Source organism: Gracilibacillus boraciitolerans JCM 21714 (genome assembly GCF_000521485.1).
Taxonomy (GTDB): domain Bacteria; phylum Bacillota; class Bacilli; order Bacillales; family Amphibacillaceae; genus Gracilibacillus; species Gracilibacillus boraciitolerans.
Window position 1 is genome coordinate 1 of sequence record NZ_BAVS01000011.1, and the last position, 16,823, is coordinate 16,823.

Consider the following 16,823-nt stretch of genomic DNA (forward strand, 5'->3'; position numbering starts at 1 on the left):
CCCCAAATTTCCACCATGTATTTTAGCAGTTGAAAAGGAGTATTGTTGCTCATATAACTCTTATGTTCAAACAAAAAATAGAGGTAGCCTTTTTCTTCTGAGAACGTGCATTGAAATAATAAATCGGAAAATTTCTCTTGGAGGTCTGAATTGATGAAGCTGTCTTTTAGTGGCTCAATGGAGTTCAAATCGATGAGGTTGACAATCGCTTGCGGAACGTAATGAATAATGAAATCCTGTACCACTTCGACATGGGAAAACGTTTCTTTGAAAAACTTATCATGAGGTTTGGATATTTTAATAGAAAACACCTACTTTCTATTTTTAGGAACAAACGTTCTATTTAAAGATACCATAATTCTTATTGATAGGCAACTACATGTCGGAAAATAAATAGAAATAGATTTTTTTGAGGATTCAAGGATAGTTTATTGTTATTATAAAAATGGTTAACACGATTGGTGATGCGCTTCGGGGGGAAATGTGGTGCTGTTCACTGGAAAAGTAGTGCGCTTCACGGGAAATGTGCTGCTGTTCACTGGATAAGTTGCTCGCTTCACTGGAAATATCACTTTATCCAGTGAAGAAGAGGTTTTTTTCCGTGAAGAAGGGGACATTTCCCGTCAACAGAACAACATTTCCAGTGAAGCAGTCACTGATACTACTGATTCCGAAAATATCCCCCCCTAATTTAAAAAGAACAATGTACATAAAAGAATTACAATTGGATATCTCGTATCTTTGTGTAATAAGAATAGAATATGTAACGAATTGATGGTACTCTATAAATCATAGGTGCTGTCTTTTTTATAATGTTTAGAGGAGGTATACGAATGATCAATAATGATATATTAATTAGATTAAGATATGCGCTAGATATTAAGGACAAATATATGTTAAAGATTTTTGAGCTTGGTGGAATAAATTTAACGATAGAAGAGGTACAAAGCATACTCACGAAACCGAAAAGCATCTCTTATGATGATGAGTTAGATGAAACGGAAGACGATGGGGGGGAAGTACATATAAATAACCGAGAGATAGAACATTTCTTAAACGGATTAATTATTTACAAAAGAGGAAAACAGGAACAAAAGCCAGGACAACCTGAAAGACCACCGCTGACCTATGATCCAGTTAATAATAGCTTGCTCAAAAAAATAAAAATAGCATTACAATTGACTAGTGAGGATGTCATTGACATATTTGAAAATGCGGGAATAACAGTTACTAAAGGTGAACTAAGCGCTCTACTAAGAAAAAAAGATCATAAAAACTTTAAAGAGTGTGGAGATAAATATGCCAGGAACTTTCTGAAAGGCTTGACTGTTAGATACAGAGGATAAATTAGCATCTTTTTAACAAAAATAATATCTTAACAGCAGCTTATACGCATATAGGCTGCTGTTTTGAATGATTAAAAGAAAGCGAAGACGATTTCAATAGTAATTATTTGATTTTGCAAATATATGAAACTAAAATAAACTTTTAAAATGTGTTTGATAAAAACTACAGAAGCATGGTATAAATGTAGAAGTGAAAATAAGTATGACATGGTTACTTTTTAATTTTGGGATAAGGATTTGACTTGATATCCCATAGTGAGAGGATTTGGATTTAAATGAAAGATAATTTTTGGCGTGATTTACCACGACCGTTTTTTATATTAGCACCAATGGAAGATGTGACAGATGTTGTTTTTCGCCATGTAGTGAGCGAAGCAGGCAGACCTGATGTGTTTTTTACTGAGTTTACCAACACGGAAAGCTATTGTCACCCACAAGGGCAGCAAAGTGTGCGTGGACGCTTGACATATACAGAGGATGAACAACCGATCGTTGCTCATATCTGGGGAGATAAACCCGAATTATTCCGGCAGATGAGTATTGGCATGGCGGAAGAAGGTTTTCGCGGTGTGGATATCAATATGGGCTGTCCTGTCCACAATGTGGCAGCAAATGGCAAGGGATGCGGACTTATTCGTCGCCCAGAAGTGGCTGCAGAGCTCATTCAAGCAGCAAAAGCAGGGGGATTACCTGTTAGTGTGAAGACAAGACTTGGTTACACAGATGTAGACGAATGGCGTGACTGGCTTACACACTTATTGCAACAAGACATTGTTAACCTTTCTATTCATTTGCGTACGAAAAAGGAAATGAGTAAGGTGGACGCACATTGGGAACTGATTCCAGAAATTAAGAAGCTTCGTGATGAAGTTGCATCAGATACGCTTTTGACGATCAATGGGGATATTCCGGATCGTCAGACTGGTATGGAACTTGTTCAAAAGTACGGTGTGGATGGGGGGGTTATGATTGGTCGTGGAATCTTTACTAATCCATTTGCTTTTGAAAAAGAGCATAAAGAACCCAACAGTAAGGAAATGCTCGATCTTTTAAGACTGCATCTTGATCTTTTTGACCAATACTCAACAGAAGATGAACGACGTCCATTCAAGCCGCTTCGCCGTTTTTTAAGATCTATATCCGGGGGTTTCGAGGGGCAAGTGAATTGAGAAACCAATTGATGGAGACAGAGTCAACCGATGACGTTCGAACATTGTTAACTAAGTTTGAAGTGCAGAATGAGACATTAGTATAGTGCAGATAATTAGACATCCAATATTAGTCTGGTACTGACCAAAATATTCCTATGAAAAACAATCTCCACATAAGAGATTGTTTTTGTCATTATATATTCGCTTTATGGAAGATGAACTAAGCGCAAGGGAAGTACCGTAATTTATCACTGGTTATTTGTTATCTTTAAGTTGCAAAAGTTTATGCTTTAAATCATTTTCCATCGTGCTAATTTCCTGTTCTGCTTCCAGGCGTTTTCTTCGCCCGTCGTCCTGTATCTTTAGTACTTCTTCCAATGTTGAAACCAGACTATCTTGAGTCGTTTTTAATGTTTCAATATCGACAATGCCCTGCTCGTTTAGTTTTGCCGTTTCGACGGTATTTGTTTTTAACATTTCCGCATTTTTCAGTAACAGGTCATTCGTTGTTTTTGAAACCTGCTTTTGAGCGTTTACCGCACTTTGTTGCCTGAGCATCGTGAGAGCTATTGCAATCTGATTTTTCCATAATGGAATGGCTGTGAGAATAGAGGACTGAATCTTCTCTACCAGCACCTGATTCGTATTTTGAATTAATCGTATTTGCGGTGCGCTCTGTGTAGTGATTTGGCGACTCAGTTTGAGATCATGAAGCCGTTTTTCCAAACGATCAGCAAATTGAAGCATATCATTCACTTCCTGAAACTTCATTTGATCATCGGTAGCTTCGGCTGCTTTTCTTAGAGCAGGAAGTTCTTTCTCCTGAATCTCTTCAAGCTTGAGTTCACCAGCTGCAATGAAGACATTTAGCCCTTTGAAATATTCCTTATTGTGCTCATAGAGTTTTTCCAGCATGGCGATGTCAGATAACAGACCATCCTTATTACGCTCTAGCTTTACAGTGATCTTGTCAATTTGCGCACCGGTTTTTTGATACTTCGATAATGTCTCCTGTACCGAGCTGGACAGTTTTCCGAATAAGCGTTTTAGACCCTTTTGTTTTTCTGGGTTTAAGTCATCTGGGTTGATATCATTAAATTTCTTCATTAGATCACTGATCACTTGGCCGACTTCACCAACATCTTTATTTTGAACATGTTCAAGCATCGTATGGGAAAAATCCAATAACTTTGTCTGTGCTTGTGTACCATATGAAATGATCGCTTTGTGATTTTTTGGATCAATTTGAGTTGCAAGCGAACGTGCTCTTTCCTGATCTTCTTCCGGAATCACATCGATCAGCTTCTTATCCTTTTCCTCACTTATTTGTATATTATTTGAATTTTTTTGTTCATCAAATGGATTTGCCAGCAAGTCATCGACTAGATTACTATCATTGTTAGGATTCATTTATCTTCCAACCTTCCTTTTGGTTTTGTCTTGTATTTAGCAAAATCTACTTCAAACTGAAGCTCTTCCATATCATCAGAAAGAATATGATACAAGTCTTTTTCAATACTAGTTTTAATATCTTTCATGGTATGACGTGTCTGATGAAGCACTTGTTCCATTTCTTCATTTTTCTTAGGCTGAGTGGAAAGAAGGCGTATTTTTCAGTTAATTCAACCGCAGAATCCAAATGGGAAAAATAGAATCTCTCCCCCCCTTGAAAGAATCGCATTGGCTTCTTCTTTGTCACCCGATGTATCTTCTTAATCACACGTAATAACTCCATGTTCTCTTTTAGAAACAATAGGTGGCGAATGGAAAATAACGCTTTTTGCAAACGTCGAATTTTATGATTCGCTTCCGCTAAATTTTTACGGATATAGCGATAATCCTTCATGCTTAGCTGATGCTTTTTCAGGAAACGGACATAAATAGAAACAGATATCAGCGAGTAGGTTAGCCCGGCTCCTATCAATGATATTAATGATGATAGCAAAAAGGTTAGATCTATCGCGAAGAAACTAACCAGCCATATAGTTGACATCACAGGAATAGTGATGATGATTCCTGTGACTATTGATAGAAACTTATACATCTTAATCGACTCCTAACTTTATACCTATCTTTATTTACGATTTCAAAGGGATGGAAGTTTCAAAATATATGTAGAATCGGCATATTTTTTATTATTGCAAGGGCAAGATTACAAACTATCGATTTGACTATTATATCATTAAAATAATCGCTTCAGGTGGTCCGTTTATTGTTTATAAGAATTGGAGGGCGTATAATAATAGTTAAGAATAAATCTTTGTAAAAGACTAGCCTCTAGAAAAAGGAGTGATAGAATTTGGTTAATTATAAATTAAAGGCTCAATTGCTTGGAGTTGTAGATAACCAATTACGTGATAATGATCCTAAAACTACCAAAAAACCTTACATCGATTAATAGATCTTGGTTATGGAGAGATTGAATCAAAGGAAATGATTGCTGCTGTTTTAGTAGAAGAAATGTATGGTATTATGAAAAATAATGAAGTATTTAATGAAAAACGATACTGCAAAAAATTAGATAAACTTCCAGAGTACTATATAGAGAACTATACTGATTTAGAATCAGATGAGGATAAACAAGGTACGGTGGTAAATGAACAGAAAATCGGTAGAAACGATCCTTGTCCATGTGGTAGCGGAAAGAAATATAAGAAATGTTGCGGTTAAAGCAGCCAACTAATATGTTTTTTTGAGATACTAAATCCCGATAGACAATAAAGTAAGGTAGCGGTCAGCAAACCCACTACCTTATTTCATAATTATTATCTATTGTCGTCTGCATTTTCTTTTTTCTTTTCACCAATATTATCTTGAACTTTGCCTTTTGCTTTATCCAGCTTGCCTTCTGCTTGCATGCTGGAATTGTCTGTTGCATTTCCAACCTGGTCTTTTGTTTCACCCTTAACTTTATTTACCGCACCTTTTACCTTTTCACTCATACCTTTATTGTTACTCATCTGTAAGTCACTCCTTTTTTATACTCTTTGTCTGAAAAAGAATTCCCACCATCTGCTTCACAATCTGATCGATGAGGGTCTTGTGATTAGGGGGGGTGTTTATCTGTTATTAGAATCTCAATATCCCCCTACATTTCTCTTATTCCTTTCCCACACTTCATTAAACCTCTTTTTTTACTTAATTATGAAAAAGAGCGGGATTACATGAAATCAGTCGATATTCAGTTAAAGATTTTATGCTATTCGTTATAATAGGATGAAATCTTATCTGTTTTATTTGGAGATTTCATGCAATAATAACCTATTAGATGAAATCTGTGTTATACAACATGTCGATTTCATCTAATAAATAATTTAATTATACAATTAACACGATCAGGAATACCCCCCCAATAGTATATAGCTTTAAAATAAGATTATTTTTGACTAATTTTCCTCTCTAACATATAATTAATTTTCTGTGTTTAAATTGGTTCATTTCATCTTTCTTATTTTAATATAATCTATTTATGGATAATGGACATGACTAATACATGACATAAAAAAGTTATGTGGTTTACTATAGGAGGAAAATAATGGACGACCGTGCAAAAAAGAAGAAACAGGTGGATTGGGTGACGTTTATTATAAGTGGAGGACTGCTTGTTCTATTCGTCATCGCTTCTGTTTTTAATGAAAAATTAGTTGGAAAATGGATTAGTGAATCCTTTACTTTTACAGCCAAATATTTTGGCGCATTCTGGCAAGTCTTACTACTCGTAATGTTTGTCATCGGATTAATTTTAGCTTTTAGCAAGTATGGACAAGTTCGACTTGGCAAAATCGAGCGTCCAGAGAATGGTAATTTTCGATGGATAGCTATGATTTTGTGTACACTTTTAGCAAGTGGGGGGGGAGTTTTTTGGGCAGCTGCTGGACCAATGTATCATTATTTGACCACGCCGCCACTATTTACAGGAATTGAAGAGGGAACAATGGCAGCAGCATTTCCTGCAATGGCACAAAGTTATCTGCATTGGGGGCTTCACGGCGTGGGCTAGTTTGGGTACTTTAACTACAATTGTGTTAATGTATGCCCATTATCACAAGGGCTATCCACTTAAGCAAGAACCTTTTTATATCCGATGTTTGGTAAGAAAATATTTAAAAATAGTTTTATTGGCTCATTAGCTGATATAGTCTCAATCGTAGCAACAGCGGCTGGAACAATCGGACCAATCGGTTTTCTAGGACTTCAAGTTGGTTATGGATTGGAAGCCGTATGGGGGTGTTCCGAATACTTTTCTTACACAATCTTTGATCATTATCTTTTTAGTTGTTATTGCTTCGATTTCGGCGGCAACAGGTATTGAGCACGGGATCCAATGGCTCAGCAGAATAAATGTCAGTTTGGTCATTGTTTTAATGGGTGTAATGTTGATTCTTGGACCTACGTTGTTTATCATTGATTTATTTCTTGGGTCACAGGCTTTTTATCTTCAAAACTTTTTGTCTATGAGTTTATATCGTGTTGATCAGGCTTGGCTAGGGTCATGGACGATTTTTTTCTGGGGTTGGTTTATTGGTTATGGTCCGATGATGGCAATGTTTATCAGCAGAATATCTCGAGGAAGAACAATACGAGAATTGATTATCGCCGTTTCCATTATTGCACCGATTGTCAGTAACTTTTGGTTTACGGTTGTTGGTGGTACAGGAATCTTTTATGAAATGGAAAACCCGGGTGCCGTGTCAACCGCACTGAATGAAAGTGGCATGCCGGCTACTGTGATGGCCATCATGGACCAAATTCCATTGGGTCTGGCACTGGCGATTGGATTCATCATTGTATCTGTCGTATTTGTCGCGACAACAGCCGATTCTATGTCCTACACTGTTGCTGTGACATTAAGTGGTACCGACGAACCTAATCGTTTAAATCGGGTCTTTTGGGCACTGATGTTTGGGGGGGCTGTAGCTGTTTCCTTGTTAGCAATTGGTGAAGAGACAGTTGGTACACTGCAAAACTTTATTGTTGTAACTGCTGCTCCGGTTTCCTTACTCCTCCTTCCATCATTATGGGATGCACCAAGGATTGCGAAGAAAATGGCAAAGGAACAAAACATAATTGGAAAGAAATAATTTAAAGAAAGCTGCCTGTTTGATTTTGGGCAGTTTTTCTTATGAATTAAGATTTCTTCACTGGAATTAACTCTCTCTTGACGGGAAATCCTTTTCGCTTCACGGGAAAAGTTTCTCTGTTGACGGGAAAAGACAGTATTTCCAGTGAAGCCATATACATTTCCCGTGAAGAGCACAGTATTTCCAGTGAAGCCAACAACATTTCCCGTCAAGAGCACAGTATTTCCAGTGAAGCTAAATCCAATGATTCGTCAATTATAGTTTCACCGGTTTATTCAAGAATATTTTCAATCTTTTCTACAATCTGATCAGATAATTCAACGTCAATTGCTTTGACATTGTCTTCGATTTGGCTGGGTCTGCTGGCACCAACTAGTGTGCTGGAAATATTCGGCAGCCTTAAAATCCAGGCAAGCGCCAGACTAGGTAGCTTACATTTAATTCCTTCGCTATACTTCCTAATTGCTCTACTTTATTCAAAGTATCCTCTTGTAAAAATCCTTGAATATATTGATTAATAGAATCATTAGCTGCACGGCTGTCTTCTGGTATTTTGTTTCCTTTATATTTACCAGTCAAAACGCCTTGTGCTAATGGAGAAAATACTACTTGTCCCACCCCATATTTTTCGCTGACTGGTATGACTTCGTTCTCGATATAACGATGGAGCATATTGTATTGCGGTTGATTAACGACGATGCGGTCCAGTAAATATTGATCTGCAACGCGCATTGCTTCTTCGATTTGGGCAGCGCTCCATTCACTGACACCAGCATATAAAATTTTGCCTTGGCGTATTAAATCATCGATCGTTCTTAACGTTTCTTCAACAGGTGTTTCCGGATCGTAGCGATGACAGTAAAAAACATCGACATAATCTAAATTCATTCGTTTTAAGCTTGCTTCCACTTGCTCTGTGACGTGTTTTCTTGATAGTCCGCGATCATTTGGACCATCTCCCATTGGCCAAAATGCTTTGGTCGTGATTACGTAGGACTCACGTGGATATGCTTTTAACGCTTTTCCCATAACGCGTTCTGCTGCACCACGTCCATACATATTAGCAGAATCAAAGAAATTAATTCCTAATTCATAGGCTTTATGAATAATATCTTCTGCTGTTTTATCTTGTACCGACTCTCCATATGTTAACCAGCTGCCTAAGCTAATTTCACTAACCTTTAAACCACTTCTACCTAAATTCCTGTACTTCATACTAAAACCTCTCCTTTAAATGTTTATTAACGCTTAACTTTATCAAACAGAAACAGTTCGCATCATGGGTTTTAAAGCGATTCATTATTAGATCATAATCTGTTCTGTTTTCGCATCTTTTGTTAATGTGAAGTTTACTTTTTTATCATCATATTTTAAATCATAGTCACCGAGAATTCCTTCAAATGAAATAATTCCGTTGGTATCTGTCGTACCTGTTACCATCGTATGCCAGTCTTCTTTAATCAATTTTTTTAATGCCTGATACGAAGGTTTTGGACTATTGTCTTTTCTGATGAATCCGGCAGGAGCTCCAAGCCATGCACCATCATCACTAAAGGACCAGTTGGAAATTGCCTCAACCAGCGGGTGTTCAAATAATATCGTATACATTTCTTCGACTTCGTTTGCCTGTCTTTCTTCGAATTCTGGAGTAGATGGCCAGTCAGAAATCTGATAATCATTGAGATCTTCTATTTCTGGTGGCATAATATGACCCGATGTTAACGTGTTTTCGGTAAAATGAATCGGCAGACCAAACTGTGAGAAGCGCTCTAATACTTCTTCTAACTTCTCACGCCCCCCCAATAGCCCTGATGCTGATGAGATTGAATTCCGATCGCATCAATTGAGACACCTGCATGCAGACAGCCATCTATTAAAATTTCATAATTAATCGATGTATTAAAATCATTTAATAATAAGGTCGCGTCAGGATGGAATTCACGCGTCTTGGCAAACATTTCTTTGACGATGCCAATACGTCCGAGATCTTTACTGATTCTTGTAATGCCATTGTCGTACTTGTCAAAAATAGGCATGATCACCACTTCATTGATCACATCCCACATATCTATTACACCTTTGAAGTCGGATACTTCACGTTCAATTCTATTAAACTGAGCTTTTAAAATTTCATCATTACTCATCTCCAGCAGCCAGGGAGCGGTGACGGTATGCCAGCAAAGAGGATGCCCTTTCACTGTGACATTTCTATCCTTCAGCCACTTTGCCGCAGCCATTAATTTGTTTGTTTGTGGTTTTCCTTGTTCAGGCTCGAATCTTCCCCCCCAATAGAAGGGTAAGGTTCCAAAGTTAAATATATCCAAGAATCGGTCCAGTTTTTCTTCCAAAAACGCATGTTTATCCGCTGATGAATTTTGGTTGGCTACATCGATAGCGTCAAAAATTCCACTGCCAAATAAAAAGTGATGATTTGTCAGTTCCAGTATTACTTCTTTTCCTGTAACGGGATTTCCTGATGCATCAACAAGTCTGATTGTCTTATTGGCCTTACGGTGTGATATGGCATTTGTTTTCCCCCCCACTAAATTACCTCCATTTTTTAACGTATTTCTATAGAACTAATCGTGAATATCGGAAACACTTCAGGTTGAAAGCAATTAGCGAAGCTAGTAATAAAAAATCAAAAGACTCATCATTACAAGAAATCGCTTTCAATCTGCTCAATAAATCTTATCATAACTTTGTTCATTCGACAAACTAATTAGACTTATTCTATTAAAAAGGGGGGGTAAAGTTAATATCTATAAGTAAATATAAATAGCTCTACGTGCATCCAAAAATGTTATGATAAACATAGAAAAAAAGAATAGGATAGGTGAAACCAAACATGGAAAAAATTATGATTGTAGAAGATGATCGTAAAATCGCAGAATATTTAGGTTCTTTTGTTGAAAAGTATGGATATCGGGCCATCATTGCCGATGATTTTGGAAATATTTTAAAAACCTTCCGTGAGGCACAACCTAAACTACTTTTACTGGATATTAATCTCCCTAGTTTTGACGGATATTATTGGTGCAGACAGATTAGAAAAGAGTCGATTTGCCCAGTTATTTTCATTTCAGCACATACAGGTGAAATGGATCAGGTGATGGCATTGGAAAATGGTGGAGATGATTTCATTACCAAACCGTTTCATCCTGATATTGTTATGGCGAAAATAAGAAGTCAGTTGCGACGAGCATACGGAGAATATGCAGCAAAAGTTGAGGAACGAGTGCTTATTCAGGAAGGATTAAGCTTATACCCTGAACGATTAGAGCTACGGTTTAAAGACAGGACAACTGCATTAACTAAAAATGAAACGGATATTATGGAAAGTTTGTTGGAGCGTTATCCACGTGTTGCTGGCCGTCAGGATTTATTGGAGAAAATCTGGGATGATCAGGCATACGTTGATGAAAATACCTTGAATGTCAATATGGCCCGTGTGCGAAAAAGGTTCCAGGAATTAGGGTTAAAGGATGCGGTTGAAACAGTTAGAGGAGCAGGATATCGTCTACATATTACTTGGAAAGGGGGGGAAGAGATATGAAGTTATTTCTTCGAGAAAACGTATTGTATATTTTTACGTATCTCTTCTCTTGTATAGGCATTCCTGCACTGTTTTTCTTGGATGGCTATCGAAATCTGCATGTAATTACATATGCTATATTTTTATCGATCATAGTTCTTATTGTATTTCTCCTTTATCGTTACCTTAGCAGAAGAAAATTTTATCAAAAATTGCAGGATCCAATGGCAGCTCTTGATCAATCTCTTGAGACGACGGAGCAGGCACCAATATCTGAAGCACTGGACCAGTTACTTAGCAGTCAGTATCGACTGTACCACGAAGAGTTGCAAACAGCGGAAGACAGACAAGAGGAGCACTTGTTATTTATGGACAGGTGGGTACATCAAATGAAAACGCCACTTTCGGTGATCGAACTAACGGCACAATCACTCGATGAGCCTGAATCAACCAGTCTTAGAGAAGAAACCGAGCGAATGCGAAATGGGTTGAATACCGTTCTCTACATGGCAAGGCTCCGTGCAATTGTTGAAGATTTTCAGATTAAGCCTGTTATCCTTTCCAAGCTTTTTCATGAAGTAAATCGGGAAAATAAGCGCTTTTACATTCGTCATGATGTCTATCCACAATTACAGGAATCAAAACCTGAGATAACTGTGGAGACCGATGAGAAGTGGCTGTTCTTCTTAGTCACACAACTCGTACATAATGCTGTTAAATACTCTGCTGGACATGCAAAACAATTGGTGGTTTCGATATATCAAAAAGCTGGGGCAGCAGTAGTAGAAGTCAAAGACTTTGGAATTGGTATTCCCTTAGCAGACCAAAGACGCGTTTTTACTAAATTTTATACTGGAGAAAATGGACGTAAATTTCGTGAATCTACAGGTATGGGATTATATTTGGTGAATGAAGTCGCTGAAAGATTGGAGCATCGCATCGAACTCGAATCACAAGTTGGTGAAGGTACAACAGTCCGTATTATTTTCTCTAAAACACAAAACCTTACATCAATGTAAGATTCGTGAAAGCATAATCGATAGTTACGAGCTATAGTTGTTGGCTATACTTTTACTATAAGATATGAAAAGGAGAATGATGATGCTACCTCTGACTTTAGATGGTACCAGTGTGAAAGAAATGAAAGATAAGGCATATAAAATTGCGGTTAAACTGGGAATTACTGAGATCATGAGTAAACGGACATCTGAAATTTCTGGAGGCCAGACACAACGGGCAGCCATAGCTAGGGCGATGATTCATAACCCTAAGTTAATTCTGGCAGATGAACCAACAGGAAATCTCGATTCGAAGTCGGCAAAAGATGTCATGAATATGCTGGTAGAGATCAATCAGCAGGAGAAAGCGAGCTTGTTGATGGTAACTCATGACCCTCAGGCGGCAAGCTATTCAGATCGGGTAATCTTTATTCGCGATGGAAAGCTCCATTCCGAAATACACCGAGGGGGGGATAGTAAACAAGCCTTTTTCCAACAAATTATTGATATGCTTTCATTGATGGGAGGCAATGGTAATGACCTTTCGTCAGTTCGCGTTTAATAATGATCTTCGTAACAAACGAATGTATATTGCATATTTCCTAAGCAGTATGTTTTCGGTGATGGTATTCTTCACCTTTGCCATCTTTGCTTTTCATCCAACGTTTTCAAGTGGAACGATCAATCAGAATGCATTACATGGCATGGGTGTTTCTGGTGGAATCATTTATGTGTTTTCTTTCTTTTTTGTACTCTATTCCATGAGTTCTTTCTTACAATCAAGAAAGAAAGAGTTTGGTTTATTGATGATGATGGGTGCCTCCGATAAGCAAATTCGTCTGATGGTTTTTCTGGAAAATATCCTAATAGGATTTTTTGCAACGTTGGGGGGTATTTTATCTGGCCTATTGTTCACTAAAGTGATCCTTTTAATTGCAGAGAATGTTTTAATTATCAATGAATCTCTCAATTTCTACTTTCCTATACTAGCAATTATGGTCACATTCCTAAGCTTTATTTTTCTGTTTTTCTGTATATCAATTTTTGTTTCGTTTATATTGCGTACCAATAAACTAATTGATTTGATAAAAGGCGATAAACAATCTAAAGGAGAACCGAAAGCGTCTGTTTTCCTATCGATCTTTGCAGCGCTTTTACTTATTGCTGGCTATGGTACCGCACTTTATGTAAAGGGTACTACTGTTGTCTATGCGATGATTCCCGTTATTTTAGTGGTCACCCTTGGCACCTATCTTTTATTTACGCAACTAAGTGTCTTTATCATTCATCTGTTGAAGAAAAATAAATCTGTCTTTTGGCGGGAAACCAATATGCTTCTGTTTTCTGATCTATCCTTTCGAATGAAAGACAATGCAAGAACGTTTTTCCTAGTGGCTATTATCTCAACGGTTGCTTTTAGTGCGATTGGATCGTTATATGGGTTTCAATCCTATCTTACAAAAGCGTTAGAAGATTCCAGTCCATATACCATACATTATACGCCATGGCTTGATGATAGTGAGTCTGTGGTTGAGCAAGACATCAATAAAGTGAACGCTATTCTGAAAGAGGAAAATGTAGAAGCAGAAAGGGCAAAATTTGAATTGACCTATTTTGCTCATTCTGAATGGAAAAATGACGTTCTGATTGTACGGGAATCTGAGTACAACTGGCTTGCGGAAATGATAGGCGAAAAGAAAGTACAACCTGACCAGAAAGAAGCTATCGTTGTAGGCTTCATTCCTGGTGGTCTTGGAGAAAAACCGTCAGAAGATGATGTATTAATGGATTTTCCTCTATCATTAGAGAATGAAGAAGCCGTTCAGCCTGTAAAGGTCATACATAGCCAGGTTTATCCTGTATACCATAGTTTTTATGTTGTCGATGATCAGACGTATGAGAAGCTCGGTACACCGATAAGAACAGAGACGAACGCAGTATGGCAAGCACAAGAGGGACAGACAGACCAGGTACTTGAAGCAGGTAGAAAATTAAGTGAACAATTGGAACATAGAGCCTATGCGATTGATTATAACATGTACGAGATCAATAAAGCTTATGGGCCGATTTTATTCATTGGGTTATTTATTGGGATTGTTTTCTTTGTTTCGGCAGGAAGTTTCCTATACTTCCGTTTGTTTACTGATTTAGATGAAGAGAAGCAGAAATTCCGTTCCATTGCGAAAATCGGTTTGAAAGAATCAGAGTTGAAAAAAGTAGTGAACCGACAAGTTGCATTGCTGTTTTTCTCGCCAATCGTCGTCGCTTTAATACATGGAGCGGTTGCATTGACAGCTCTATCTCATTTTTTTGATTATAATTTAACAATAGAGGCATTGCTTGTTTTAGGAAGTTTTGCTGTGATACAACTCGTTTATTTCACAATTGTTCGCTTCTTCTATGTGAAACAAGTGAAAAGAGCCATATTGTGATTGGAATTTAGATGAACGGTCTCAATGGATTAAAAAGAGTTAGGCGCTAAACATTTAAGAAAAAAGCAGAACTTAAATTGTTCTGCTTTTTAGTATGTAATTAAACCAATTAGTTAATTTCAGTGGTTAGATTTTTAAAAAAAGTGTAACCACTTGGTAGAATCAAACGTATATGTATCACTTCAATAAAAAAATAACGAGATGGAGTGAACAAATAAACATGAAAGAAAACTATCGTGGCAGCTCATTAGAAAAAGAGCTGCCTTTACGTATGATATGCATCCTACATATAAGCTTTCAATAAAGTTTTCCCCTTGTAAGGACAAGATTGGATATGATAAAAAATATGGATTTATTTTTAAAAAATACGCTTAATATCCTTGAACTCCGATGAGAGTCAAACGTAAAAGGAGAAGAGAATGCATGAAAAATCAATCAGTTAAAGCCTTTTTATCACTCATTTTTTCATTAAATATATCGAAATCTGTATTAATTCTAGGTCTGACAGGTAGTATATTAACTACCTTAGTTGGTTTAATCATTCCATTGCTGACAAGGGAATTGGTAGATGGCTTCTCTATTGCCTCTATTAGTTTTGGATTTATAGCCCTTATTGTGGGGATCTTTGTGTTGCATGCATTAATAGATGGTTTTTCTGCCTACGCTCTGTCTTATGTTGGGCAAAAAGTGGTTGCTGGCTTACGAGAAGTTATCTGGTCGAAGCTGATTAGCTTGCCAGTCCGTTATTTTGATCAGCAGCCAAGTGGTGAATCAGTTAGTCGTGTAATTAATGATACCGGTATTGTCAAAAATCTGGTGGCACAGCATTTCCCCCAATTTATATCTGGGCTCATTTCGATTTTCGGTGCTGTCATTATTTTATTGATTATGGATTGGCGTATGACGCTGATGATGTTAATTGCAGTACCATTAACGGTGCTAGTGATGATTCCACTAGGTTCGCGCATGTCCAAGGTGTCCAGGAATTTGCAGGATCAGACTGCTACATTCCAAGGGGGGGAGATCCAGCAAACTGTCAGTGAAATTAAATTAATGAAATCTTCAACAGCTGAGAAGGTAGAGTTGAATAAAGGGAAGAAAGGCATCCATGCGTTATTGAACACAGGACTAAAGGAAGCCCGAATATTCTCCGTAGTTGGCCCTTTTATGTATATGATCGTAATGTTAGTTATTGTGGTTATCATTGCTTATGGAGGGATTCGAGTCGAGGAAGGAACGATGACAACAGGATCATTAGTAGCCTTTCTGCTTTATTTGTTTCAAATAGTCTTTCCGATTACAAGCTTTGCGATGTTCTTCACGGAGCTTCAAAAAGCAAAAGGTGCTACAGGCCGCATTATCGAAATTCTTGATGAAGAGGTAGAAGAGGAGCAGCAAGGTTTTGAACGGTCGATTGAAGACTTGCCAATTACCTTTGATCACGTAGATTTCTCATATGAGGAAGGTGATCCTATCATCAAAAACATGTCTTTTTCCGTGGCTTCAGGCGAAATGATTGCTTTTGCTGGACCGAGTGGTGGAGGAAAAACCACAGTGTTTGGTCTATTGGAGCGCTATTACAATCCGACAAATGGGCAAGTATTGATTGGCGAAGAGCCGATTAGTGATTTATCATTACGATCCTGGCGTTCACAGCTCGGTTATGTCTCACAGGAAAGTTCAATGATGTCTGGGACGATTCGTGAGAATTTAACCTATGGCCTGGTGAATGCTAATCAGGTATCAAATGAGCAGCTTTGGACTGTTGCCAAAATGGCATATGCTGAGCAGTTTATTCGGGAACTTCCCAAAGGATTAGATACAGAGGTTGGGGGGAAAGGGGGGGTACAAAGCTGTCAGGTGGACAACGTCAGCGCATCAATATTGCACGCGCCTTTCTGCGTAATCCCAAACTGTTATTATTGGACGAGGCAACGGCCAGTTTGGACAGTCAATCCGAGCAGGTCGTACAAAAAGCACTGCATCGATTAATGGAAGGAAGAACTACCTTCGTCATTGCCCATCGTCTGGCAACGATTGTCCATGCAGACCAAATAATTTTTATCGAGAATGGTGAAATTACGGGACAAGGAACACATCAAGAGCTCATTAAGAATCATGCATTGTACCGATCCTTTGCAGAACAGCAACTCACTTAAATGTGTTACTGTGAAATCACTTGTAGCATGTCAACGAAGAGAAAATACCAGAAAAACATATGATTAAATTATAGCCACCAATTAGGTTCTCAGAAGAAAACTATTTGGTGGTTTTTAACGT

The 16,823-nt window shown here is 37.8% G+C and carries 10 protein-coding genes and 7 pseudogenes; 10 read left to right on the forward strand and 7 right to left on the reverse strand.

From position 1 onward, the window contains the following. A partial coding sequence (locus JCM21714_RS08585; RefSeq protein WP_148295002.1) for an Rpn family recombination-promoting nuclease/putative transposase occupies nucleotides 1–311 on the reverse strand: 311 nt, incomplete at its 3' end. Between the two features lie 516 nt (nucleotides 312–827). Between JCM21714_RS08585 and JCM21714_RS08590 the strand changes: the two genes are divergently transcribed. Together JCM21714_RS08590 and JCM21714_RS08595 are read left to right on the forward strand one after the other, a co-directional pair. Beyond that, nucleotides 828–1,346 (forward strand): YehS family protein, encoded by a 519-nt coding sequence (locus JCM21714_RS08590; protein WP_035723559.1) that lies wholly within the window; start codon nucleotides 828–830, stop codon nucleotides 1,344–1,346. Nucleotides 1,347–1,621: 275 nt separating this feature from the next. Continuing rightward, nucleotides 1,622–2,601: pseudogene (locus JCM21714_RS08595) on the forward strand (tRNA dihydrouridine synthase). 151 nt (nucleotides 2,602–2,752) lie between these two features. Here JCM21714_RS08595 and JCM21714_RS08600 read toward each other — a convergent pair. Then, nucleotides 2,753–3,907: a toxic anion resistance protein gene (locus JCM21714_RS08600; RefSeq protein ID WP_035723458.1), complete on the reverse strand. Its 1,155-nt coding sequence runs from the start codon at nucleotides 3,905–3,907 to the stop codon at nucleotides 2,753–2,755. Further along, a pseudogene (locus tag JCM21714_RS08605) lies at nucleotides 3,904–4,541 on the reverse strand (5-bromo-4-chloroindolyl phosphate hydrolysis family protein). Before JCM21714_RS08605 ends, JCM21714_RS08600 begins: the two are co-directional and overlap by 4 nt. Before the next feature lie 554 nt (nucleotides 4,542–5,095). On the opposite strand from JCM21714_RS08605, the pseudogene JCM21714_RS19805 reads away from it, so the two are divergent. Then, nucleotides 5,096–5,167 (forward strand): annotated as a pseudogene (locus JCM21714_RS19805) (SEC-C metal-binding domain-containing protein); the annotation flags it as partial. 95 nt (nucleotides 5,168–5,262) lie between these two features. Here JCM21714_RS19805 and JCM21714_RS08615 read toward each other — a convergent pair. Next, a complete protein-coding gene (locus JCM21714_RS08615) occupies nucleotides 5,263–5,457 on the reverse strand; it encodes a CsbD family protein (protein WP_035723459.1) in 195 nt (64 codons plus the stop codon). Between the two features lie 575 nt (nucleotides 5,458–6,032). On the opposite strand from JCM21714_RS08615, the pseudogene JCM21714_RS22950 reads away from it, so the two are divergent. Continuing rightward, nucleotides 6,033–6,809: pseudogene (locus tag JCM21714_RS22950) on the forward strand (BCCT family transporter). Then, the gene (locus tag JCM21714_RS22955; RefSeq protein WP_268748325.1) at nucleotides 6,703–7,578 is read left to right on the forward strand and encodes a BCCT family transporter; all 876 of its coding nucleotides are present in this window, start codon (nucleotides 6,703–6,705) and stop codon (nucleotides 7,576–7,578) included. The pseudogene JCM21714_RS22950 and the gene JCM21714_RS22955 overlap by 107 nt, the downstream one beginning before the upstream one ends. Nucleotides 7,579–7,849: 271 nt before the next feature. Here the strand turns inward: JCM21714_RS22955 and JCM21714_RS08625 are convergent. From JCM21714_RS08625 to JCM21714_RS22965, 3 genes and pseudogenes are all read right to left on the reverse strand, one after another. Next, nucleotides 7,850–8,793: pseudogene (locus tag JCM21714_RS08625) on the reverse strand (aldo/keto reductase family protein). An 87-nt stretch (nucleotides 8,794–8,880) separates the two neighbouring features. Further along, nucleotides 8,881–9,381 carry an endo-1,4-beta-xylanase gene (locus JCM21714_RS22960; RefSeq protein ID WP_268748326.1) on the reverse strand — a complete coding sequence of 167 codons (501 nt, stop codon included), beginning with the start codon at nucleotides 9,379–9,381 and terminating at the stop codon, nucleotides 8,881–8,883. Continuing rightward, on the reverse strand, nucleotides 9,360–10,121 hold the full coding sequence (locus JCM21714_RS22965; protein ID WP_268748327.1) for an endo-1,4-beta-xylanase: 762 nt from the start codon (nucleotides 10,119–10,121) through the stop codon (nucleotides 9,360–9,362). The genes JCM21714_RS22960 and JCM21714_RS22965 overlap by 22 nt, the downstream gene beginning before the upstream one ends. A 305-nt stretch (nucleotides 10,122–10,426) precedes the next feature. Here JCM21714_RS22965 and JCM21714_RS08635 point away from each other — a divergent pair, with 305 nt between their 5' ends. From JCM21714_RS08635 to JCM21714_RS08655, 5 genes and pseudogenes are all read left to right on the forward strand, one after another. Beyond that, nucleotides 10,427–11,134 (forward strand): response regulator transcription factor, encoded by a 708-nt coding sequence (locus JCM21714_RS08635; RefSeq protein WP_035723461.1) that lies wholly within the window; start codon nucleotides 10,427–10,429, stop codon nucleotides 11,132–11,134. Next, entirely contained in the window at nucleotides 11,131–12,132 is a 1,002-nt protein-coding gene (locus JCM21714_RS08640; protein ID WP_035723464.1) for a sensor histidine kinase, read from the forward strand. Before JCM21714_RS08635 ends, JCM21714_RS08640 begins: the two co-directional genes overlap by 4 nt. Before the next feature lie 79 nt (nucleotides 12,133–12,211). Beyond that, nucleotides 12,212–12,673, forward strand: a pseudogene (locus JCM21714_RS08645) (ABC transporter ATP-binding protein); the annotation flags it as partial. After that, complete coding sequence (locus tag JCM21714_RS08650) at nucleotides 12,648–14,543, forward strand: ABC transporter permease (RefSeq protein ID WP_035723466.1); 1,896 nt, start codon at nucleotides 12,648–12,650, stop codon at nucleotides 14,541–14,543. The pseudogene JCM21714_RS08645 and the gene JCM21714_RS08650, both read left to right, overlap by 26 nt. Before the next feature lie 423 nt (nucleotides 14,544–14,966). After that, nucleotides 14,967–16,702 (forward strand): annotated as a pseudogene (locus tag JCM21714_RS08655) (ABC transporter ATP-binding protein). Nucleotides 16,703–16,823: the final 121 nt, after the last annotated feature.